23 protein-coding genes and 2 tRNA genes are annotated in these 21,280 nt (G+C 38.6%); 16 read left to right on the top strand and 9 right to left on the bottom strand.

The annotated features are described in order from the left end of the window. Positions 1-75: 75 nt before the first annotated feature. From E2H97_RS09005 to E2H97_RS08995, 3 genes are read left to right on the top strand one after another with little or no spacing between them, the layout of a single operon-like run. The gene (locus E2H97_RS09005; RefSeq protein ID WP_425466809.1) at positions 76-435 is read left to right on the top strand and encodes a GNAT family N-acetyltransferase; all 360 of its coding nucleotides are present in this window, start codon (positions 76-78) and stop codon (positions 433-435) included. 42 nt (positions 436-477) lie between these two features. After that, a complete protein-coding gene (locus tag E2H97_RS09000; protein ID WP_133406832.1) occupies positions 478-828 on the top strand; it encodes a cupin domain-containing protein in 351 nt (116 codons plus the stop codon). A gap of 2 nt (positions 829-830) precedes the next feature. Further along, complete coding sequence (locus E2H97_RS08995; RefSeq protein WP_133406831.1) at positions 831-1,289, top strand: GNAT family N-acetyltransferase; 459 nt, start codon at positions 831-833, stop codon at positions 1,287-1,289. Between the two features lie 635 nt (positions 1,290-1,924). On the opposite strand, the gene E2H97_RS08990 is transcribed toward E2H97_RS08995, so the two are convergent. Both E2H97_RS08990 and E2H97_RS08985 read right to left on the bottom strand, forming a co-directional pair. Next, positions 1,925-2,001, bottom strand: a tRNA-Val gene (locus tag E2H97_RS08990). A 30-nt stretch (positions 2,002-2,031) separates the two neighbouring features. Beyond that, a tRNA-Val gene (locus tag E2H97_RS08985) sits at positions 2,032-2,108 on the bottom strand. Positions 2,109-2,357: 249 nt separating this feature from the next. On the opposite strand from E2H97_RS08985, the gene E2H97_RS08980 reads away from it, so the two are divergent. The 4 genes from E2H97_RS08980 to E2H97_RS08965 are packed head-to-tail and all read left to right on the top strand — an operon-like array spanning position 2,358 to position 4,618. Then, positions 2,358-3,092 carry a DUF1538 domain-containing protein gene (locus E2H97_RS08980; protein WP_133406830.1) on the top strand — a complete coding sequence of 245 codons (735 nt, stop codon included), beginning with the start codon at positions 2,358-2,360 and terminating at the stop codon, positions 3,090-3,092. Beyond that, a complete protein-coding gene (locus E2H97_RS08975; RefSeq protein WP_133406829.1) occupies positions 3,089-3,877 on the top strand; it encodes a DUF1538 domain-containing protein in 789 nt (262 codons plus the stop codon). The genes E2H97_RS08980 and E2H97_RS08975 overlap by 4 nt, the downstream gene beginning before the upstream one ends. Continuing rightward, positions 3,867-4,220: a P-II family nitrogen regulator gene (locus E2H97_RS08970; RefSeq protein ID WP_133406828.1), complete on the top strand. Its 354-nt coding sequence runs from the start codon at positions 3,867-3,869 to the stop codon at positions 4,218-4,220. Before E2H97_RS08975 ends, E2H97_RS08970 begins: the two co-directional genes overlap by 11 nt. Continuing rightward, on the top strand, positions 4,217-4,618 hold the full coding sequence (locus E2H97_RS08965; RefSeq protein ID WP_133406827.1) for a CBS domain-containing protein: 402 nt from the start codon (positions 4,217-4,219) through the stop codon (positions 4,616-4,618). Before E2H97_RS08970 ends, E2H97_RS08965 begins: the two co-directional genes overlap by 4 nt. 161 nt (positions 4,619-4,779) lie before the next feature. Here the strand turns inward: E2H97_RS08965 and fadE are convergent, their stop codons facing one another. Then, a complete protein-coding gene (fadE, locus tag E2H97_RS08960) occupies positions 4,780-7,230 on the bottom strand; it encodes an acyl-CoA dehydrogenase FadE (RefSeq protein WP_133406826.1) in 2,451 nt (816 codons plus the stop codon). A 298-nt stretch (positions 7,231-7,528) separates the two neighbouring features. On the opposite strand from fadE, the gene E2H97_RS08955 reads away from it, so the two are divergent. Continuing rightward, a complete protein-coding gene (locus E2H97_RS08955) occupies positions 7,529-8,302 on the top strand; it encodes a class II glutamine amidotransferase (RefSeq protein WP_133406825.1) in 774 nt (257 codons plus the stop codon). Here the strand turns inward: E2H97_RS08955 and E2H97_RS08950 are convergent. From E2H97_RS08950 to E2H97_RS08935, 4 genes are all read right to left on the bottom strand, one after another. Continuing rightward, complete coding sequence (locus E2H97_RS08950) at positions 8,299-9,075, bottom strand: DUF3108 domain-containing protein (RefSeq protein ID WP_133406824.1); 777 nt, start codon at positions 9,073-9,075, stop codon at positions 8,299-8,301. The genes E2H97_RS08955 and E2H97_RS08950 overlap by 4 nt on opposite strands. An 8-nt stretch (positions 9,076-9,083) precedes the next feature. Beyond that, entirely contained in the window at positions 9,084-9,449 is a 366-nt protein-coding gene (locus E2H97_RS08945; RefSeq protein ID WP_133406823.1) for an MGMT family protein, read from the bottom strand. An 81-nt stretch (positions 9,450-9,530) separates the two neighbouring features. Further along, positions 9,531-9,947, bottom strand: a complete 417-nt coding sequence (locus E2H97_RS08940; RefSeq protein ID WP_133406822.1) for a CBS domain-containing protein — start codon at positions 9,945-9,947, stop codon at positions 9,531-9,533. Between the two features lie 111 nt (positions 9,948-10,058). Next, a complete protein-coding gene (locus tag E2H97_RS08935; RefSeq protein ID WP_133406821.1) occupies positions 10,059-10,706 on the bottom strand; it encodes a class I SAM-dependent methyltransferase in 648 nt (215 codons plus the stop codon). Positions 10,707-10,785: 79 nt separating this feature from the next. Here E2H97_RS08935 and E2H97_RS08930 point away from each other — a divergent pair, with 79 nt between their 5' ends. The 5 genes from E2H97_RS08930 to E2H97_RS08910 all read left to right on the top strand — a co-directional run bounded on the left by E2H97_RS08930 (position 10,786) and on the right by E2H97_RS08910 (position 15,005). Next, on the top strand, positions 10,786-11,334 hold the full coding sequence (locus E2H97_RS08930) for a hypothetical protein (protein ID WP_133406820.1): 549 nt from the start codon (positions 10,786-10,788) through the stop codon (positions 11,332-11,334). A gap of 84 nt (positions 11,335-11,418) precedes the next feature. Beyond that, positions 11,419-12,189 carry a class I SAM-dependent methyltransferase gene (locus E2H97_RS08925; RefSeq protein WP_133406819.1) on the top strand — a complete coding sequence of 257 codons (771 nt, stop codon included), beginning with the start codon at positions 11,419-11,421 and terminating at the stop codon, positions 12,187-12,189. Between the two features lie 12 nt (positions 12,190-12,201). Further along, on the top strand, positions 12,202-12,660 hold the full coding sequence (locus E2H97_RS08920; RefSeq protein ID WP_133406818.1) for a nuclear transport factor 2 family protein: 459 nt from the start codon (positions 12,202-12,204) through the stop codon (positions 12,658-12,660). Next, positions 12,660-13,052, top strand: coding sequence for a hypothetical protein (locus E2H97_RS08915; RefSeq protein ID WP_133406817.1), 393 nt, complete (start codon positions 12,660-12,662; stop codon positions 13,050-13,052). The genes E2H97_RS08920 and E2H97_RS08915 overlap by 1 nt, the downstream gene beginning before the upstream one ends. A 48-nt stretch (positions 13,053-13,100) precedes the next feature. Then, entirely contained in the window at positions 13,101-15,005 is a 1,905-nt protein-coding gene (locus tag E2H97_RS08910) for an ATP-dependent DNA helicase (protein WP_133406816.1), read from the top strand. Positions 15,006-15,049: 44 nt separating this feature from the next. Here the strand turns inward: E2H97_RS08910 and trxB are convergent, their stop codons facing one another. Both trxB and ald read right to left on the bottom strand, forming a co-directional pair. After that, positions 15,050-16,003, bottom strand: coding sequence for a thioredoxin-disulfide reductase (gene trxB, locus E2H97_RS08905; RefSeq protein ID WP_133406815.1), 954 nt, complete (start codon positions 16,001-16,003; stop codon positions 15,050-15,052). A 138-nt stretch (positions 16,004-16,141) separates the two neighbouring features. Then, the gene (ald, locus tag E2H97_RS08900) at positions 16,142-17,254 is read right to left on the bottom strand and encodes an alanine dehydrogenase (RefSeq protein ID WP_133406814.1); all 1,113 of its coding nucleotides are present in this window, start codon (positions 17,252-17,254) and stop codon (positions 16,142-16,144) included. A gap of 175 nt (positions 17,255-17,429) precedes the next feature. Here ald and lrp point away from each other — a divergent pair, with 175 nt between their 5' ends. The 3 genes from lrp to lolA all read left to right on the top strand — a co-directional run bounded on the left by lrp (position 17,430) and on the right by lolA (position 21,271). Continuing rightward, positions 17,430-17,936: a leucine-responsive transcriptional regulator Lrp gene (gene lrp, locus E2H97_RS08895; RefSeq protein ID WP_133406813.1), complete on the top strand. Its 507-nt coding sequence runs from the start codon at positions 17,430-17,432 to the stop codon at positions 17,934-17,936. 263 nt (positions 17,937-18,199) lie between these two features. Continuing rightward, positions 18,200-20,638: a DNA translocase FtsK gene (locus tag E2H97_RS08890; RefSeq protein ID WP_133406812.1), complete on the top strand. Its 2,439-nt coding sequence runs from the start codon at positions 18,200-18,202 to the stop codon at positions 20,636-20,638. A 12-nt stretch (positions 20,639-20,650) separates the two neighbouring features. Continuing rightward, complete coding sequence (gene lolA / locus E2H97_RS08885) at positions 20,651-21,271, top strand: outer membrane lipoprotein periplasmic chaperone LolA (RefSeq protein WP_133406811.1); 621 nt, start codon at positions 20,651-20,653, stop codon at positions 21,269-21,271. Positions 21,272-21,280: the final 9 nt, after the last annotated feature.

Here is a 21,280-nt window from a genome sequence, read left to right as displayed (position 1 = left end):
AGACTCTCTGAAATAACAGATTTAAAAAAATGAGAGCAATCAGTAGTTGCTGCTGAGCGACCATATAATGACTCAATTAAAAGTAAAGGAGCCGTTTATTATGACATTGAACATTTGATTACTGATCATGATTCGTTCTTGCTCATCGCCGAAGAAGCAGGGCAAATTATTGCGACAGGTTATGGTCAACTACGAGGTTCAAAGCTGTCCCTCATCCATAGCAAGCATTGTTACCTTGGTGTTATGTATGTTTTACCTGAATATCGAGGGCAGGGGATTAATAAATTGATGCTGGATAAAATCATCGCTTGGAGTAAAGAGCGAGGTGTCTCTGATTTTTATCTTGATGTGTACTCGGCAAACGATTCAGCAATAAAAGCTTATGAAAAAGCAGGATTCCAGCCATCATTATTAGAAATGAAATTGAATTTATAGATTCATTAGCGAATTAAATAATAAATAGTGAAGGAGTCACTAATGATTCGAAATTTTCTCGACGCAGAAAAACAAAACCAAAGTTCTGCCCATGGTGGGCTTGGAACATTTAGCCTTTTTGAAGTCTTTGGTAGAGATGATTTTACAAGTAACTGTGAGTTTATTGACCGTCAAATTATTCCACCAAACTCTACTGTTGGTTATCACAAGCATGGAAATAATGAAGAGTTATATATCATCTTGAACGGTACAGGGACGATGACTGTTGATGGTTTATCTAAACAAGTAGTAAAAGGCGATATTATCAAAAATAAGCCTTATGGAGAGCATGGGTTGGTGAATGATTCTAAGGAAGACCTTGAGCTATTAATTATTCAAATTGGGATTAAATAACTGTGGAAATTAGAATCGGAAATGTTAGGGATGATGCTATTTTTTCGCTAATCCAAGAACATCATGAAAATATGCAGAAACATTCACCACCCGAGAGTATACATGCATTAGATATATCCGCTTTAGAACAACCCAATATTACGTTTTATAGCCTATGGATTGATGATGAACTTGCTGGTGTTGGAGCATTAAAGCATCTTGATGATCAACATGGCGAAATAAAGTCTATGAGGACTTCGTCTAAACATCTCCGCAAAGGAGTAGCAGAAACAATTTTAAGATGCATGTTGGAAGCAGCTCAAAGCCGCTCTTATAAGAGAGTTAGCTTAGAAACTGGAACTGCAAAGGCATTTTTTCCTGCCCATAAGTTATATCAACGAAATGGTTTTACAGAATCTGAGCCTTTTGGGGATTATCAAATAGATCCTAATAGCATGTATATGAGCTTGGATTTAAATTAATGTTATGAATTTTGTTAGCTCAGAACAGATAAAGACTACACCTATGGCTTTATAGGGGGTAACAAAGGTGATCTCTCACTTGAGACCTAGATAAGTTCTTGATTGAGCAACATAAAAAACGTCACCCCAAAACGGTGATCAAAAGTGACCACTAAGGTAATGTTATTGATTAATAAACAATTTATATTTTGAGAATATTAATTTTTATAGGGTAATCTGGTTACCCCTATATTACCCTAGAGATCACCCTTATCAGGAGAGATTGAACTTTATAAATATTCAATATTTACAATGAATTATGGTGAACTAAGTGAACTGATCACCTTCGTTACCCTGAAATTGTTGATTGCAATGTTAGACAGGACACAAAGACCAAATAGCCCAGATAAATAGATGCTTTGATATTTTGGTGTATTCAAGGAAGTTGTGCTGCAAAACCGTTCTAGATATCTTTTTCTCAATTTAGTCATATTCAAGCGTTGAGCTAATAAATCTACTTTTTAGAACAGAGAATACTTAAGACAAAATGGCTTAATAAAGGGTAGGGGTTTTGCGCGAGTTTTGCGCCGATTTTGCGCATTGAAATATTTGTTAAGACATTTAACATGAAAAATTGAATTAAATCAGGAAGATAATGGTACAACCGAGTGGATTCGAACCACCGACCCCCACCATGTCAAGGTAGTGCTCTAACCAACTGAGCTACGGTTGTATTTTAGAATGAAAGTATATTAGCTAGAAATGGTACAACCGAGTGGATTCGAACCACCGACCCCTACCATGTCAAGGTAGTGCTCTAACCAACTGAGCTACGGTTGTATCTTAAACTTCTGCGCTTTGTTTAGCGGGCTTAATATTAAGACCACTCAAAGTTTATCGCAAGTAAAAAATGGTTATTACCTATTTAATCGCTTGTTTTGCAATCACTTGTAGATATTGTGTACAGAATTCTAATCAAAACACCATTCTGGTGTGATCTAAATCAATAAATGACATGGGATTAAGTTGGTATCATTGTACTATTGACTATATCGAACAGTAGTTTAAAAAAGCATAAAAGGAGTATCAGTGGAAGCTTTTCGCAAGCTATTAACATCACTTTTAGGGAGTGTTCGTGATCTAATCCCCATCATTCTAGTTGTAACTTTCTTCGAAGTATTTGTTTTAAAACAAACACCAGATGACCTTATGACCATTATGATCGGATTAGGTTTTATCGTGTTTGGTTTAACATTTTTTATTTTCGGACTTGAGTTGGGCCTCTTTCCTATAGGTGAATCATTGGCACAAGCCTTAGCTAAAAAGGGTAGTACCTTTTGGTTAGTGGTCTTTTCTTTTGCGTTAGGTTTTGGAACCACCATTGCTGAACCGGCGCTTACCGCTGTTGCGAGTGAGGCTGCTGATGTTGCTGCTAAGGCGAGCGCTATCGCTAATACAGAAGCAGCAAAAGCAAGTTATGCGCTAGGGTTAAGGATAACCGTGGCTGTATCAGTCGGTATCGCAATTTTGCTTGGTGTTATCCGTATTCTTAAAGGTTGGCCAATACATTATTTAATTATCGGAGGTTACATCTTAGTGATGCTCCTTACCAGTGTTGCGCCTGAAAGTATCATAGGCATTGCTTATGACAGTGGTGGGGTTACTACTTCGACGATCACAGTTCCTCTTGTAACTGCACTTGGTGTTGGCTTGGCAAGTGTTATTAAGGGCAGAAACCCAATGCTAGATGGGTTTGGTCTGATCGCATTTGCTAGCTTAACCCCGATGATCTTCGTTTTATGTTACGGAATGGTAGTGCTATGACCGAGATACTATTACCACTTTGGGATACCTTTTTACTGACCTTACGTGATGTTGTACCCATTGCTGCTATTTTGTTTGGGTTTCAATTAGGGGTATTAAAACGTCCAATCGCTAATCCCAAAAAGGTTATCGCTGGCTTTGCATACGTCATTGTTGGTTTGTCACTCTTTCTTGTAGGCTTAGAAAAAGCTTTATTCCCTATTGGGGATATGATGGCTACTCAATTAACATCAAAAGAATTTATTGGCGCCGCCGATCATAATGTCATCGTTTGGTCTGATTATTATTGGGTTTACATTTTTGCTTTTGCGATTGGTTTTAGTACTACAGTTGCTGAACCTTCGTTAATCGCTGTTGCAATCAAAGCAAATGAAGTATCCGGCGGTGCGATTGGAGTCCAAGGACTTCGTTTTTCTGTTGCACTAGGTGTAGCAATAGGGATCAGCTTGGGGTGCTATCGAATCGTGGTTGGAGATCCGATTCAATATTACATTCTTGCAGGCTATGTAATTGTTGTTATTCAGACCTTCTTTGCACCTAAGATGATTGTTCCTTTGGCCTATGATTCTGGTGGTGTAACAACTTCGACTGTAACTGTCCCTTTAGTTGCGGCACTTGGTTTGGGGTTAGCCACAAATGTTCCGGGGCGTGATCCACTAATTGATGGCTTCGGGCTTATTGCTTTTGCTAGTTTATTTCCAATGATCAGTGTAATGAGTTATGCGCAGATTGTTGAATACTTGAATTCAAAGAAAACCAAAAAGGAGTCACTAGATGCGCTTTAAATTAATAATTGCATTTGTTGATGATCATTGTACAGATTCTATCATGGACGCAGCTCGCGAAGCTGGAGCTACTGGTGCGACAGTAATTAATCACGCCAGAGGAGAGGGCCTTGTTCAAAAGAAAACTTTCATGGGCCTGACCTTAGATGTTCAAAGAGATGTGATTTTATTTTTAGTCGAAGAACATAGAAGCAGACATATTTTGGAAACCATTAATGAGGTTGGCAAATTTGATACTGATTCAGGGCAAGGCATAGCAATACAAATAGATGTTGAGGATGCAGTTGGTGTTGCTCATCAAGTAGAGGAACTAACCAAAGAACTAGGAGATGAGTTAGTATGAATTCCAAGGTAGTAGATAATAAAACTGTCATGACGCAAAATTTTGCAATGGTTGAGGGATTACTCACAGTTGCAGAAGCGATTGAAATAGCAATGGCTAATAAAGTAGAAGTGTTATTTGTTAACAAACGCCACGAAAATGATGAATATGGCATGCTTTTGATGAGTGATATCGCTAAAAAAGTCGTAGCTAAAGATAAAGCAGCAGATCGTATTAATGTTTACGAAATTATGACTAAGCCCGTTGTTTCAGTAAGATCAGCTATGGACATTCGTTATACGGCACGCCTTTTTGATAGTATGGGAATTACCCGAGCTCCAGTTATTGATAACCAAGAAATCCTTGGGTTAATAACCTATAACGATATAGTTTTTAAAGGAATGCTTAATAAAGGTTAGATTTAGTTTGGATGGTCATGGTTTCCTTTTTGATCATCCTCTTCAAAACCTACACACTCCCAACCTTGAGAAACTATCAAGCACAGTAACAGAAAGAAATTGAGGTGCTACTCGAATAACAAAGCCGTACTGCGCAGCGCAGTACGGCTTAAATTTAAAGTTTATGCTGCGTAATGATCTTTAATTTCAGGTGCTACAGTCTGTGGTCGTAACACTGAAGGTTCGAAGTCATCGACATTAATGCTTCTCAAGCGTCCTTCTTCAGCCTGTTTTAGTAAAGTAATTTCTGACTCATCCAACACACCAAGTTCTTTACCAAGTTCAGCAACTTGATCTAATTGTACGAAGGGCAGTTTTTTACCTGCGGCATCACACACTTTTTTGTGTAAAGGTTCTGCTTTTAAGACTAAAGATAAAGCATGTTCTTGCATACCTATCGGGTTGTTTTCAGTGGCTTGAAAATACTGGTAAATACCCAAACGTTCACGGCTAGCAGATGGTGTTTGCATAATACGCGCTACTTTGTGATCTATCACATCACTAGGACGTTTAACACATCGGCCAAATGGAAAAATAACAAGTCTCAACAACCAACCAAGTCCTAGAGGGAAGTTATTGAGTAATTCATCCAATGATGTTTGAAGTTTATGAAGTGAGTCTTCAACTGCCCACTGAGCAAGAGGTAAATCTTCAGTTAAACGACCGTCATCATTATAGCGTTTCAGAGTTGCAGAGGTGAGATATAACTGACTCAGTAAATCCCCCAATCTTGCTGAAATTCTTTCTTTACGTTTTAACTCACCACCTAACGTTGCCATAGAAATATCTGAGAGAAGCGCTAGATTTGCACTGAAACGATTCATAAATTGATAATAACGCTTGGTTTTGTCTGAATATGGTGCATTCGAGAAACGACCGTTTGTAACACCAAGCCATAAACTGCGGACAAAATTGCTCATAGCAAAACCAATATGCCCAAACAGAGCACTGTCAAAATCTTTTAGAGATTTAGTTTGATCTTGTTCAAATGCTGAGACCATTTCAGCCAATACATAAGGATGACAACGAATCGCACCTTGACCATAAATAATCATTGAACGGGTTAAAATATTTGCACCTTCGACCGTTACAGCAATAGGTGCTGCTTGATAACCTCTACCTAAATAATTGTTAGGGCCAAGACAAATACCTTTACCACCATGAATATCCATAGCATCGACAACACATTTTTGCATACGGTCGGTTAGATGATATTTAACGATTGCTGATATAACGGAGGGTTTTTCTCCTAAGTCGATGCCTGTTGTTGTTAATGATGTAACAGCTTCCATCAGGTAAGCATTGCCACCAATGCGTGCCATTGGCTCTTCAATACCTTCCAACTTACCAATAGGTAATTTAAATTGACGGCGGATTCTGGCATAAGCTCCAGTTGCAATCGCAGCTGTTTTTACTCCACCAGCTGCATTAGATGGTAAAGTAATACCACGTCCAACTGATAAGCATTCAACTAACATACGCCAGCCTTGTCCAGCCATTTCAGGTCCGCCAATGATGAAATCAAGCGGCACAAAGACTTCGTTACCTTGCGTTGGACCATTTTGGAACATACAGTTCAGTGGAAAATGACGGCGTCCAATAATTACACCTTGAGTTTCTGTAGGAATAAGGGCGCAAGTAATACCTAAATCTTCTTCATCTCCAATAAGGTTATCGGGGTCTCGTAATTTGAAGGCCAAGCCGAGTACTGTTGCTACAGGAGCTAAGGTGATGTAACGCTTGTTCCATGTTAGTTTCATTCCCAACACTTCTTGGCCTTCCCATTCGCCTTTGCACACAATACCAAAATCGGGGATTGATCCTGCATCGCTACCTGCTTCAGGACTGGTTAGTGCGAAGCATGGGATTTCTAAACCTTTTGCAAGTCTTGGAAGGTAATGATCTTTTTGCTCTTCAGTACCATAATGCTGAAGTAACTCACCAGGACCAAGAGAATTTGGAACCCCTACGGTTGTAGCTAATTCACTATTAACCCCAGCAAGTTTTTGTAAAACACGCGTTTGGGCATAAGCAGAAAACTCCATGCCACCATACTTTTTCTTAATGATCATTGAGAAAAAGCCATTGTCTTTCAGGTATTGCCAAACATGTTCAGGTAAATCAGTTAACTCATGAGAAACCATATGCTGATTAACCATACCGCATACTTCTTCTACAGGACCATCAAGAAAAGCTTGCTCTTCAGGGGTTAATCTGACGCTTGCATAATTATGAAGTTTTTTCCAATTTGGTGCGCCTGAAAATAAATCGGCTTCCCACCATGTTGTCCCAGCCTCAATCGCTTCTTTTTCTGTAGAAGACATCTCGGGCATGATTTTTTTATATAAGCTTAATATTGGCTTAGAAAACAGTTGTCGGCGAATAACACCAATATTAAGCGGCAGAGCGAATAATAAGAATAAGATGAGTAAAGCAGGGTGATTGAAGTTGAAAAAACTCATTGCACTGATAACTACACCAGTGAGAAGTGTCGTGACAATTAGCGATACTCTTAAGTAAGAGCACGCCCCGATAAGCACGAGCAATCCAACAATCCAAGTTAGAGTAAACACAATAATTCTCCTTATTCTTTGTACACATTTTGTATAAGGTCTGCCTTATTTATTAAAGTATAGTATGTGGTCAGACCTCAGGTATGATTAAACATTAACCGCTGCTAAAAATTAATACAAGAACTTTTCAAACGATTGTTTGAATCTTTATTGAATTTAATATAATTAACTGAGCTCACGAATAGAGTTTTCTTAATACTCACAACATAAAATAGTTGTTAATATATCTCTTGGTGTTTATAGAAACGCTCCAAATTTATTTAAATTGAATGTCTTATAAATTGTTGTTGAGATAAATATGTGTGAACTGCTGGCGATGAGTGCCAATGTACCGACAGATATAGTTTTTAGTTTTACCGGATTGGTTGAACGTGGAGGAGTTACGGGGCCTCATGTTGATGGTTGGGGTATCGCTTTTTATGAGGGAAAAGGCAATCGAATATTTAAAGATGTGAAGCCAAGCTGTCAATCTCATATTGCAAGCTTAATAAAATCTTATCCTATAAAAAGTGTTTCAGTTATCAGTCACATCAGACAAGCTAACAGGGGTGAAGTGTCTCTTGAGAACACTCATCCATTTAATAGAGTACTTTGGGGAAAAAACTGGACTTATGCCCACAATGGCCAACTTTCAGAGTATGCAAGTACATTAAGACCACAACGTTTCATGCCAGTGGGAGAAACGGATAGTGAGTTGGCATTTTGCTGGATCGTTGAAAAAGTGATAGAACGTTTTGGCGAGAGTGAACCCGAAGACTTACTTCCTGTTTTTCAATATATTGCCCAGCTAGCTGATGAGCTTAGAAAATTTGGTGTTTTCAATATGATTTTAACTGACGGTCGTTTTTTAATGGCGTATTGCAGTAATAATCTAAGCTATATCACAAGAAAGGCGCCATTTGGTAAGGCTATTTTAAAAGATACGGATATGACAGTTGATTTTGATAAAGAAACCACACCCAATGATGTGGTTACTGTCATTGCCACCCGGCCTTTAACTAGCAACGAAGAGTGGAACGTATTAATAGAAGGTGAGTGGCGTTTATTTGAGCTAGGTGAGCAACGGATTTAACTTTTCTCAGTTTTTGGTTTAGGAGTAGGGAAAGTCACTACAGGACTTTCTCCTAAAAATTCAGCCGACTTCAAATATAGTTGAAATTGATTGCTGCCTTTTTTCATATGCTGAACTTTTATTGGTAAGTAACCATACTTTGGCGCAACCCAAACATAAGTCTGGCGTTTTTTCCTTTTCTTTGGATCTCGTACAACCTCAACTTTTAGAGCATCAAAACTCAAGCTGCCAATCTTGAGTATTTCAGTTCCCATAACGGCAAGTTCAACATCATCTTCTTTATTACTGCGAATAAGATCGTATTTGAATGATTTTTTTTGCTTTTGAGCATCCAATCTCAATTGCATCTGTACTGAAAGCACGTCCCAAATGTCATTGGCAAATTCAAACTTTTTCTTTTTATCTTTATAACGACTGATGATACTGCCTTGCTCAGGTAAAAAAACGATTTGCTCTTGATAGTCTGGTCCAAAACCTTCGCGCTTATGAAAAAAACGAGTGGGGTTCACTTGCCCATCCTTGACGGTAAATTCACTCACCACGTGACGAATATCTGTTAATACGAGTAAAGAAAGTGCACTATCAAAAATGTATTGATATTGTTGATCAGACTTTTCCAATTGAAAACGGGCTTTTCCTAAATCAATATCTCCATACATAACTTGATATTCGATAGTTTGAGGAGTTAGTGGTGTTATATTGCCTTCTGCTGAAGTAAGCATAGAAAAGAACAGCGATAGGGCACCAAATAACATTACGTTAATTTTTAACATATCAATCCTTAAAAGGGTAAATCCATAACCAATGTTGCAATGCAAGGTTGCCACTTATACTCGGACAAGCGAATCTTACCTTGGTTCACTTCAATATTTTCACAACGCAATAGTTCAATTTGAGTGCGGTAGCCAGAAGAATCTTTTGGAAGGGAAATTTTCCCTTGGCTGTTAATCACTCTATGCCAAGGACTGTTTCGAGAAGATGGAGATGCTTTTAAGGCTTTAGACACTAAACGTGCTCTCTTAGGCAAACCGGCTAAATCTGCAACTTGACCATACGTGCATACTTTTCCAGATGGAATCATATCCACTACCATTAGGATTCTTTGGATTGGCGTCAGTTCAAGTTGCTGTTCGTCTTTAGTTAGCATTGCCTAGTACTCATGTTTAATCAGCATATAGTATGTGCCATAAAACTAGGATAATAAAGAAACTCGAATATACGTGTACGTTTAGACAGCTTTGCAATTGTTGTAAGCGACTGCCAGTGCACGTAACACTTGAGTACGTGTAATAATGCCTGTTACACGCTCATCGTCATCGATAACAGGGTAGTTTTTAGGTTTATCACCAAGCATTTGTTCTGCTAGTGAAATGAGTGAGGTATCACCAGTAACCGAAAGTGGCTCTCCTCGCATTACGTCAGAAACCTTTATGCTAGAGTCACAATGGTAACTTGCATGAAGCATCGGCTTCAGTAATTCATGTTCAGACAAGTAAGCAACTAGCCTTTTGTTATTGTCAACAACCGGCGCGCCAATCAAATTAAATTCGCTTAGGAGTTCAATTGCTTGGCTAAGTTCGGTTTCAGGGTGAATGATTGGAAATTGGGCCTGCATGTGCTCTTTAACTGACATCATGTTCATCATTTAACTCCTTATAACAAGATTTGAATAGTGAGTATTAACGAGATTGATTCCAGCGTAAATCAATTAAAATCAATTGAGTTAATCGCTTTAATTAATGAAAGAAAAAGCCAATTAGTTTCTTCTAAAATGTAAAATATGGCCGTTAAAATCTTCTAATTGTGATTGGCTGACCTTTGATATATCGCAAATAAAGCCTGCCTTTTCAATTTGTTTCCGTAACCTTGTTTTTCTGCCTCGCCCGGGGTCAACCAACACGATTTCACTTTTAGGCTTACTGTGCTTCATTAAAAATTGGCTTAATGCCTGTACTTGATGATCTTCATACAATAGGTCACTACCAATAATAAGATCAAATTGACCTAAGTGAGTGTGATCTTTTTCCCAATCTACTCGTTCAAACTTAATTGGGTCGTGGTGATTTAATCCGTTATTACGCTCAATGAAAGTTTGGGCTTCAGGATGATAGTCACTGGCGGTGATATTCGCATTCAGTTTATTCAGAAGAAGACTACTAACGCCAAGACCGCAACCGACCTCTAGAATTTGTTTGTCTTTAAAATTAGATTTGAAAATATACTCTGCAAGCACAACGCCTGAAGGCCAAAGGACACCAAACAACGGCCACATGGCGGAAGATATTCCCACTGCTTCAGCTTTTCTATCAGGATCAGAGTATTGGTTGCTATCTCGAAGTGAGCAAATGTGAAGGTCGATTAAGTCGAATTCGAGTGTTTGATAGCGCAAGCGTAAATTTCCCATATATAAAGTTATAGCAGACTATTTTGCAGCTTGTTCATAAGTAACTACTTTTTAAATAGGGTTTTAAAGGAGTAAACAAATGAACAGATACGTTTTTATATGGGGATTAGCATTTTGCCTATTTCAGAACATAGCATTTGCAAGTGATAATGCGACACATAAGGGGCGGCCAATAGTATGTATGGATATATCACAAGTATCCAATCAGCACAGTCCTAATGTGTTGTTTCATTCACTTCGTGATTGTTTGAAAAAAAGAGATTTTTGGAAAGCGGCAAAGCTCAACTTTGCAGCAGATTTATATGGAAACTATGACGCACTTAGAGTACAAGGTGAACCTGAAAAAATTGCATTTAACAAATTGCGATTGAAAGCAGTTAAAGACATCCCTATAAACGATTACAGTACTTTTCAGCAAACCGCCGAAGCTTTGTTGAAGGATAAAAAAAAGAAAAGCGATTTATGTAAGTTAATGACGGTAATTGGAAAACCAGACTATCACCCTAATTATATAATTGACCACGCAAAGCAATCTCCAAATACTGAGGTCAAGGTGTTATCAGACAAGAATAGCTCATTACTTTGGGATCGAGTTTTGAATAATGATGCCCACTGTGTAGAGAGCTAGCTAAATCTATATTTATCTGAAATATATAGATATATAGCAATAAATGTGATTTCATGTAGCAAAAAATAACAAGGATATTGCTACATGGATTATCTTGCGGTAAATCGGAATGCATGGAATCAACGTACCGAAATTCACGTCGAATCTGAATTTTATGATGTTAACGGTTTTTTAGATGGTAATTGCACGCTTAATGATATTGAGCTCGCAGCACTCCCAAATGTGAAGGACAAATCTCTTCTTCATTTACAATGTCACTTTGGCTTGGATTCATTAAGTTGGGCAAGACGAGGTGCTAAAGTAACAGGTGTTGATCTTTCTGATGCAGCTATTACTAAAGCGACTCAACTAGCCAATCAAACAAAGCTTGATGCCAAATTTATCTGTAGCGACGTCTATAGCTTTACAGAAATCAACAATCATCAATTCGATATTGTCTTTACTTCTTATGGGACTATTTGTTGGTTGCCTTGCTTAAAGCAATGGGCAGAGGTCATTGCCAGCAGTTTAAAATCTGGTGGAACATTTTATATGGCAGAGTTCCACCCTTGTTACGATCTTATCGCTGGATACTCGTATTTCGATAAATCCCATCCAGATATTGAAGAAGAGGCAACGTATTCAGAAAATGCAGGAGACGAAACATCCAAAGTTGTTTTATGGTCTCATGCGATGTCTACCGTAGTTAATGCGTTAATTGGAGCGGGGTTGAGTATTAAAGAGGTCAATGAGTACCCATATAGCCCTTACAACTGTTTTGAAGGTCTCATTGAAACCGAAAAGGGCAAATATGTAATTCCGCATAAAGGCAATAACGTCCCGTTAGTATTCTCGATAAAAGCAAAAAAACGATAAAAGGATAAAAAGATGAAAAGGACAGCATTATTTATTTTAGGGTTGTTTTTAACTTGTTCAGTGTCTGCTAAAGACTTTGATGGAGAAAAGTTCGCCAAAGATTACTATGAAGCTTTGATAAATACACAGATGCCAAATGCGAAAGCAGAAGATATTGAGCATTATCTGAGTTTTTTAAAAGATGATGTGGGCAATCAACATATCCCATATCAACGTGACGATACGCGTACAAAAGGCGCTATCAAACGTTTCCGAAAGGGCATGACTTATTATTTGGGTTCTCACACATCATATGAAGCAAAGTTGATCGAGACCAATGTTGGTGACGGTTTTATCATTATAAAATTCTATAATAAGGCTAGTGGTATTCATCCTCAAACAAAACAAGTTAATGCTTACGCTGAAAATGTCATGGAAGTGCTGGAAATTGAAGACAATAAAGTTGCAAGGATCAGAAGGTATACCTATTGATGATGATAAATGTTGAAAGCAAACGACGTTGGCAAGTGTATATTTTAATTTTGCTCATCACGACAGGCGCTCGAACCATAGAGCGTTTTATGATTGATGTAGGCGGTATTATGAGCAATACACTTCCGATCTTGTTTGTTTTGTGGGTTGCATACGGTATTTATACCTGTAATCAACATAGGGCTGTATTTAACAAATACTTGTGGCGCTTCACTAGTTGGGTGGTATTGATTGCAACAGTATTAGGTATTGTTTTTGGCGGATATCTATTATTTAACAAAGGGCTTGTAGAAAGGAATGGCTTAATTCTTATTACATACTCGATACTTTTGTTACCTGCATTTTATAAAACTTGGCAATATGGTTACCGTTCCGACAGTATTTGGCGTTAATGTTTGTGGTAAACTGCCCACAAATGGCTTTCATTTAAGATAATATTTTTGAGCAAACGATTTCACCAACTTATCAATCAATATTTTGCTGAAACTGGAATTTTAGCACAATCAATCAAAGGGTATCGTTTCCGCCAAGGTCAAGCCTTTATGGCTAATTTGGTGGCAGAGGCTATTAGTAAAAAAAGCAATACGATAGTTGAAGCGGGGACAGGAATTGGTAAAAGTTTTGGCTATCTTGTTCCTGCGCTCTTATCTAAAAAGAAAGTTATCGTTAGCACTGCAACCAAAAATCTACAGCAGCAACTTTATGACAAAGACTTGCCAGCCATTCAAAATCTTATAAATCCAATACTCAAGACGTCGATTCTTAAAGGTGCGTCCAATTATCTGTGCAAACTCAAACTTGAACAGCAATTAACTCAAGCTAACTCACATGATCAAACCTTTCTAGCAGAGCTATTAAGAATTCAACAGTGGCAAGTGATAACGAAAGATGGTGATTTGAATCAACTCAATACTGTTAATGAAGATGCTGAGTCAATAACATCGGTAAGAACTACAAAAAATGCTTGTACTGGAAAAACCTGTGACTTTTATGCTGAATGTTATTACAGAAGAGCAAAGTCGAAAGCTATGCAGGCAGACGTTGTTATTCTCAATCATCATATCTTAGCTAATGAACTTGAAAAATTTACAGAATACGAATCAAAATTATTGATCGAAGATGCTGTTCTCATTGTCGATGAAGCCCACTCATTACCAGATACTATTGCGGAGTCATGCGGGATCAGCTTTAGTTTGGGTGAAATAATTCGAACGGTTGCGCGTTTCTTTGAATTGTACAAATTAGAAGCTGGAGATATACCTTCAATTGAACGAGGTCATCAATCATTTCTCATTGCGAGTGAGCGACTTAGATTTAGTATAAAGAACATAAACCAGTCTAGGTTTAATTTTGAACTGTTACTTAGTGATAAAGAAAATGCAAAAATTTGGTGGCAATGGGTTTCTACCATTGAGGAGTTGTGTAGACAAACAACACTACTCGAAGGACGTGTAGCAGATACTGCTTTTCATCAGGAACAGCTTCAAGATATTGTTAATCAACTTCAAAGGATCGCTCAGCATCATTCACTGGGTGAATATGTAGTGATTGAGTATGATGAGCAACACCTGCGTTTTAAAGAAGTACTTTTAAACGCTAACTCAAAGTTGAATTCAATTATCAACTCATCAACAGCTTGTGTATTTACTTCCGCTACAATGCAGATTGACGGCACACTGGCATACATAAAGGAAAAGCTAGGCTTGAAGTCTGTCACGGAAGCTATCATTCCTACTCCATTTGATTACCAGCAACATGCAATGATGTATGTCCCAAAATATTCCCATTTGGATGATGTTCGTGTTTGCATTGACCTAATCAACAAAAATGAAGGACGAACTTTTATATTATGCTCAAGCTTTGAATCAATTAAACGACTATCAAAAGAGCTGGTGGGAAAAACACAATATCCACTCTTGATTCAAGGGCAAGCGGGTAAAGAAGCACTGCTTAAAAAATATCGAATATTAGGTAATGCAGTACTTATTGGTAGTTTCAGTTTCTGGGAAGGTGTTGATATAAAAGGTCGGCTATTAAGTAATGTTATTATTGATAGATTACCTTTTGCATCACCAGAAGACCCTCTAATTAATGCAAAACTTAAAGTTGCTGAATTAAATGGAATTGATGGTTTTGAGCATATTTTGCTTCCTAAAGCCGTTTTACGATTTAAACAGGGAGTAGGGCGCTTATTAAGACATGAAACGGATAAAGGCTTAATCACCTTATTAGACGATAGAATTATTAATAAAGCCTATGGAACAAGCTTCATCAACTCAGTACCTCCAATTCGCAAGACGCGGAACCACAGCACTGCTTTAGCATTTTTGGAAAAATTGCAGTAAAAAGCCAGCAGAGCGCTGGCAATTAAAGCAATCTTATTTGTTACTTATTCTTGCGCATCAAGAAAACGCTCTGCATCAAGAGCAGCCATACAGCCAGCTCCAGCAGAGGTGATGGCTTGGCGATAGTGCTGATCCATTACGTCACCACAAGCAAATACACCTTCAACAGAAGTTTGGGTTGCATTACCTTGTAGGCCAGATTCAACCTTGATGTAACCATTGTTCATTTCAAGCTGACCATCAAAGATTTGGGTATTAGGCTTGTGACCGATTGCTACAAACACACCTGCAACTTCTAAATCAGTGATGCTGTCGTCTTTGGTGCTCTTTAGCTTAAGGCCAGTAACACCCATGTCATCACCAACGACTTCGTTCATGGTTTGATCAAGGTGAAGAATGATATTGCCTTCTTCAACTTTTTTCATTAGTCGATCGGTCAGTATTTTTTCAGAGCGGAAAGTGTCACGACGGTGAACTAAGTGAACTTCTGAGGCAATATTGCTCAGGTATAGTGCTTCTTCAACAGCCGTGTTACCACCACCGATTACCGCAACTTTTTGATTACGATAGAAGAAACCATCACAAGTTGCACAAGCAGAAACACCTTTACCCATAAAGGCTTGTTCAGATTCAAGGCCCAAGTACATTGCAGACGCACCAGTTGCAATAATAAGAGCATCACAGGTGTACTCACCTGAATCGCCTTTTAAGCGAAAAGGGCGCTGAGTTAGGTCTGTTTCGTTAATATGATCGAAAATGATTTCGGTATTAAATTTCTCAGCATGCTTTTGCATACGATCCATAAGTGCTGGACCCGTTAGGTCATCAGCATCACCTGGCCAGTTCTCAACTTCTGTTGTTGTAGTCAGCTGACCACCTTGTTGCATCCCAGTGATCATTACTGGATTCAAGTTTGCACGAGCTGCATATACAGCTGCCGTGTATCCAGCAGGGCCTGAGCCTAAGATCAACAATTTACAATGACGAGCTTCAGTCATTTGATTCTCCAAATTTTTTCAATCGGCTTGGATTGTAGGTAAATCGTTCTTGAAATTAAAGATAAATATTTCGATTACCTAAATCGATTTTATAAAAAAGGGAGCCTTAAGCTCCCTTAGTTTATTGAACAGTAGGTATTAAATAAGAGAATCCGCAGCTACATATTCCATATTGTGCGCTTCAGCTACTTCTTGAATCGTTACTTTACCGTGCATTACGTTCAAGCCATTCAGTAGGTGCTTATCACCTTGTAGTGCTGCTTTATATCCCATATCAGCAAGCTTGATGATATAAGGAAGGGTCGCGTTATTAAGTGCGAATGTTGAAGTACGCGCTACAGCACCTGGCATGTTTGCTACACAATAGTGAACGACACCATCTACCATGTAAGTCGGATCTTGGTGAGTTGTAGCTTTTGCTGTCTCAGCACAACCACCTTGGTCAATTGCTACGTCAACAATAGCTGAACCTTTTTTCATGCGACTAATATGATCGCGAGTGATAAGCTTAGGAGCAGCTGCACCAGGAATCAAAACACCACCAATTACAAGGTCGGCTTCTAATACATGACGTTCGATTGAATCAGCCGTTGAGTAAACGGCTTTAACTGTAGAACCAAATTGAACGTTAAGACGACGAAGTGTATCGATGTTACGGTCAAGAATAGTAACGTCTGCACCCATACCGATAGCCATTTGAGCAGCGTTGCTACCAACCATGCCGCCACCGATGATAACAACTTTAGCTGGCTCAACACCTGGAACGCCACCTAAAAGCATGCCGCGACCGCCTTTTGACTTTTCTAAAGCCATTGCGCCAGCTTGAATAGACATACGGCCAGCAACTTCTGACATTGGAGCCAATAGTGGTAAACCGCCACGATCATCAGTTACTGTTTCATACGCGATACAAACTGCACCGCTTTCAACCAATTCTTGAGTTTGCGGTAGATCTGGTGCTAGGTGTAAGTATGTAAATAGGATTTGGTCATGACGAAGCATTGCACGCTCAACCGCTTGAGGTTCTTTTACCTTTACAATCATTTCAGATTGAGCAAACACTTCTGCAGCAGTGTCTAAGATTTGTGCTCCAGCAGTGATGTAATCATCATTTGAAAAACCGATTCCTTCACCAGCATTTGTCTCAACGAAAACTTTGTGACCTTTTTGAGTAAGTTCACGTACGCTTGATGGAACCATGCCAACACGATATTCGTGATTTTTTATTTCTTTTGGTACACCAATAATCATTTTTAAGCCTCAACTTGCTATCACTGTATTAGAACGGTGAATTTTTATATTTATCATACAAAATATGTATATTTCAGTGCTAATTAGTATATTATTCCTCTCGCAGTTTATGTTGCTAAACTTCACATTGCTGCAGCATAATACACTTTAATTAATGGATTTTGTGGTTTTTAAAATGTCATATAATAAAAAGAGTCCTATAAAAGACTTGGATCGTATTGATAAAAACATATTAAATGAACTTCAACTAGATGGACGAATTTCAAATGTCGAGCTTTCGAAACGAGTTGGCCTTAGCCCTACACCTTGTCTAGAACGCGTTAAAAGACTCGAAAAGCATGGCTATATCAATGGCTATACTGCGATTGTTAATCCTCATTTCCTTGGCGCATCTCTTCTTGTGTTTGTTGAAATAACGCTTAGCAAGGATAATCCTCAAGTATTTGAAAACTTTAACCGAGCTGTTCAGCTACTGGATGACATTCAAGAATGTCACTTAGTATCAGGTGATTTTGATTATTTACTTAAAACCCGCGTAGCTGATATGTCGGCATACCGTCAGCTATTAGGTGAAACCTTGCTGAAATTACCCTCTGTAGCTGACACAAGAACTTATGTCGTTATGGAAGAGGTAAAGCAAACAAGTAAAATACCAATTAACCATTTTACTGAACCTAAGTAATTTTTATTTCAAAAAGGGGACTAAGGTTCCCTTTGTTCTATCTAAAACGAAAATATTTATCTACTATTCTCTGCTATGCACATCTTAAGATGATATCGTCTCCAATTTCTCTAAAATTAAACCGCACAGAATAAAAGCCAGTAATAGATTTAATAATACTCAAACGATGTACCTTGGAGTAACCCCCGTATAAATGCTAGTATTCTTTCAGGATATAAATCATTTCATTTTTTCGTGTTTTTCAGACAGTAAGGCTTGTAAATTTGTCACAGGGAAAAAAAGTAACCAAATTAAATGGTGTGCAGCGGCTTTTTGAAGGTGCCTTAATCATATTTTGTATGATGGCGACTTTCATTTTAATTGCTTTAGCCAGTTTCAACCCGCTAGATGCCGGATGGAGTCAATCAAGTTTCCAAGGAAAGGTGACTAATTTAGGTGGTAGTGTAGGCGCTTGGGTTGCAGACGTTCTTTTATACTTCTTTGGTTATGTAGCATTCTTCATTCCTATTATCATTGCATCCCTTGGTTGGCTCCTATTCAAACGTGCTTATAAGCTAACTGAAATTGACTACTTTACCGTTGGTCTGCGCTTAATTGGTTTCTTTATGATGCTTTTCAGTTTAGCGACTTTGGCGAGTTTAAATGCAAATGATATTTATCAGTTCTCAGCGGGTGGCCTTACAGGAAATATCATTGGCCATATTATGGTTGAATACTTCAATCATATAGGTACAACACTTTTATTATTATGCTTTTTGGTGGCGGGTTTTACGCTACTAACTGGCATAAGCATCGTCAACTTAGTTGAATACATTGGTAAATATAGCATTTGTTGTTTCAAATCACTGATCACTTTACCTAAGCGTTTTGAAAAAAATACATTAGCTTCAGAAAAAGATGAAACTGAAGATGAAGCAACAAGTTTTAGTGCTTTGGTTTCAAAAGTTAAGCAGTTAAGAGAGAAAAAGCCCCAAGTAGAAGAAGGCAAAACTGAACCTGGTTTGGGTGAGTTTATGTCTAAACCTACTGAAAAAGTCGAACCCATCTTAATTCAAGAGCCTTTTGAAACAGAAGATTCCATCCCAGAAACAAAGAGTAAACCTCAAGCAAAATCTGTTAAAACAGATGTTCAAAAAGCTAAAGTTGTAGATGGAATCATCGTTATTCCAGGACAAGAAAACAAAGTGGCTAAAAAAGATTTACCGCCACTTCCAAGTATCTCTTTATTAGATGTACCAAATCGTAAATCAAACCCAATCAGCCAAGAAGAATTAGATCAAGTGGCTCGATTGGTAGAAGCCAAGTTAGCTGATTTCAATATTACAGCTAAAGTGGTTGAGGTTTCACCGGGTCCTGTTATCACTCGTTTTGAGTTAGAGCTGGCTCCAGGCATTAAAGCCTCTAAGATTTCAAACTTATCTAAAGATTTAGCGCGTTCTTTGTTATCTGAAAGCGTTCGTGTTGTAGAGGTAATTCCGGGGAAACCTTATGTCGGGCTTGAGCTGCCAAATAAGTTCCGTGAAACCGTCTTTATGCGTGATGTACTGGATTGTAAAACCTTTGCAGAAAGTAAATCGCAGCTTTCTATGGTGTTAGGTTCAGACATTTCAGGCGAGCCCGTTGTAGTCGATCTAGCTAAAATGCCTCATTTGTTGGTAGCAGGTACAACAGGTTCAGGTAAATCGGTTGGTGTGAATGTAATGATCACCAGTTTACTCTATAAATCTGGACCTGACGATGTTCGCTTCATCATGATTGACCCGAAAATGTTAGAACTTTCTGTCTACGAAGGTATCCCACATTTACTCTGCGATGTTGTGACGGATATGAAAGAAGCCGCCAATGCACTGCGTTGGTGTGTCGGCGAAATGGAACGGCGTTATAAACTCATGTCCGCATTAGGAGTTCGTAACCTGAAAGGCTACAACGCAAAAATTGCAGCGGCTAAAGCAAATGGTGAAGAGATTTACGACCCATTATGGAAACCCAACGACAGTTTGGATGAGTCTGCACCAGCGTTAGATAAACTGCCTTGTATCGTGGTCGTGGTCGATGAATTTGCTGACATGATCATGATTGTTGGTAAAAAAGTCGAAGAGCTCATTGCACGTATTGCACAAAAAGCGCGTGCCGCTGGTATCCACTTAATTCTAGCAACTCAGCGTCCGTCAGTTGATGTTATTACAGGTTTAATCAAAGCTAACGTTCCAACACGTATGGCATTTCAAGTGTCTTCTCGTGTCGACTCTAGAACGATCATTGACCAACAAGGTGCTGAAACGCTTCTTGGTATGGGGGACATGCTTTATCTTCCTCCAGGGACTTCTGTTCCGATACGTGTTCATGGTGCCTTTATTGACGATCACGAAGTTCATAAAGTGGTTGCAGATTGGAAAGAGCGTGGTGAACCAGAATACGTTGATGAGATACTAAACGGTTTTAGTGAAGGTTCAGAGGTCTTATTACCCGGAGAGTCTTCAGAATCAGCAGATGAGCTCGATGCTCTTTATGATGAAGCGGTTGCATTTGTGACTGAAACTCGACGTGGCTCTATCTCAAGCGTTCAACGTAAATTTAAAATTGGCTATAACCGCGCTGCACGTATTATTGAATCAATGGAAGCTCAAGGGGTCGTCAGTTCACCCGGGCATAACGGCAACCGTGATGTGTTAGCACCACCTCCACCAAAAAATGATTTTTAGGTATTGTTTATAATGAAAAAAAGTATTGCCATAACACTTCTTAGTTCTTTGGGTTTATTCTCAATATCAAGCTTTGCCTCCGATGCTGATGACTTAAGATTGAAGCTGAGTTCTCTTGAATCGCTACATGCGCAGTTTGCGCAGAAGGTCACTGACATTAACGGTAAAGTCATTCAAAATGGTTCCGGTGTTTTCGCGCTTTCTAATCCTAGTAAACTTTATTGGAATCTTGTCGATCCTGATGAGTCGCTTATTGTTGCGAACAAAGATACAGTTTGGGTATATAACCCATTTGCAGAAGAAGTAACAATATTCGATCTTGATCAGGCAACTGCTTCATCGCCGATGACACTATTGATTCACAGAGATAAAGCGACTTGGGATAAATATTCGGTTGTTAAAAAAGATCAGTGTTACGGAATCACTCCCAAAGCAAATCAAGATAATGTAACCAAGGTCAATGCTTGTTTTAAAGGTAATGATATCTCATCATTTGCTATTCATGATTCGCAAGGGAACATCAGTTTGTTCACATTATCTGAGCAAAGAGCATTAAGCCCTGAAGAAAGCAGCTTATTCGATTTCGTACCACCAAAAGACGTTGATGTTGACGATCAACGACCACAGAATTAAATAGAGGGC

Source organism: Parashewanella tropica, assembly GCF_004358445.1.
In the GTDB taxonomy this organism is placed as follows: Bacteria; Pseudomonadota; Gammaproteobacteria; order Enterobacterales; family Shewanellaceae; genus Parashewanella; species Parashewanella tropica.
This window is presented reverse-complemented; position numbering and strand designations above follow the sequence as displayed.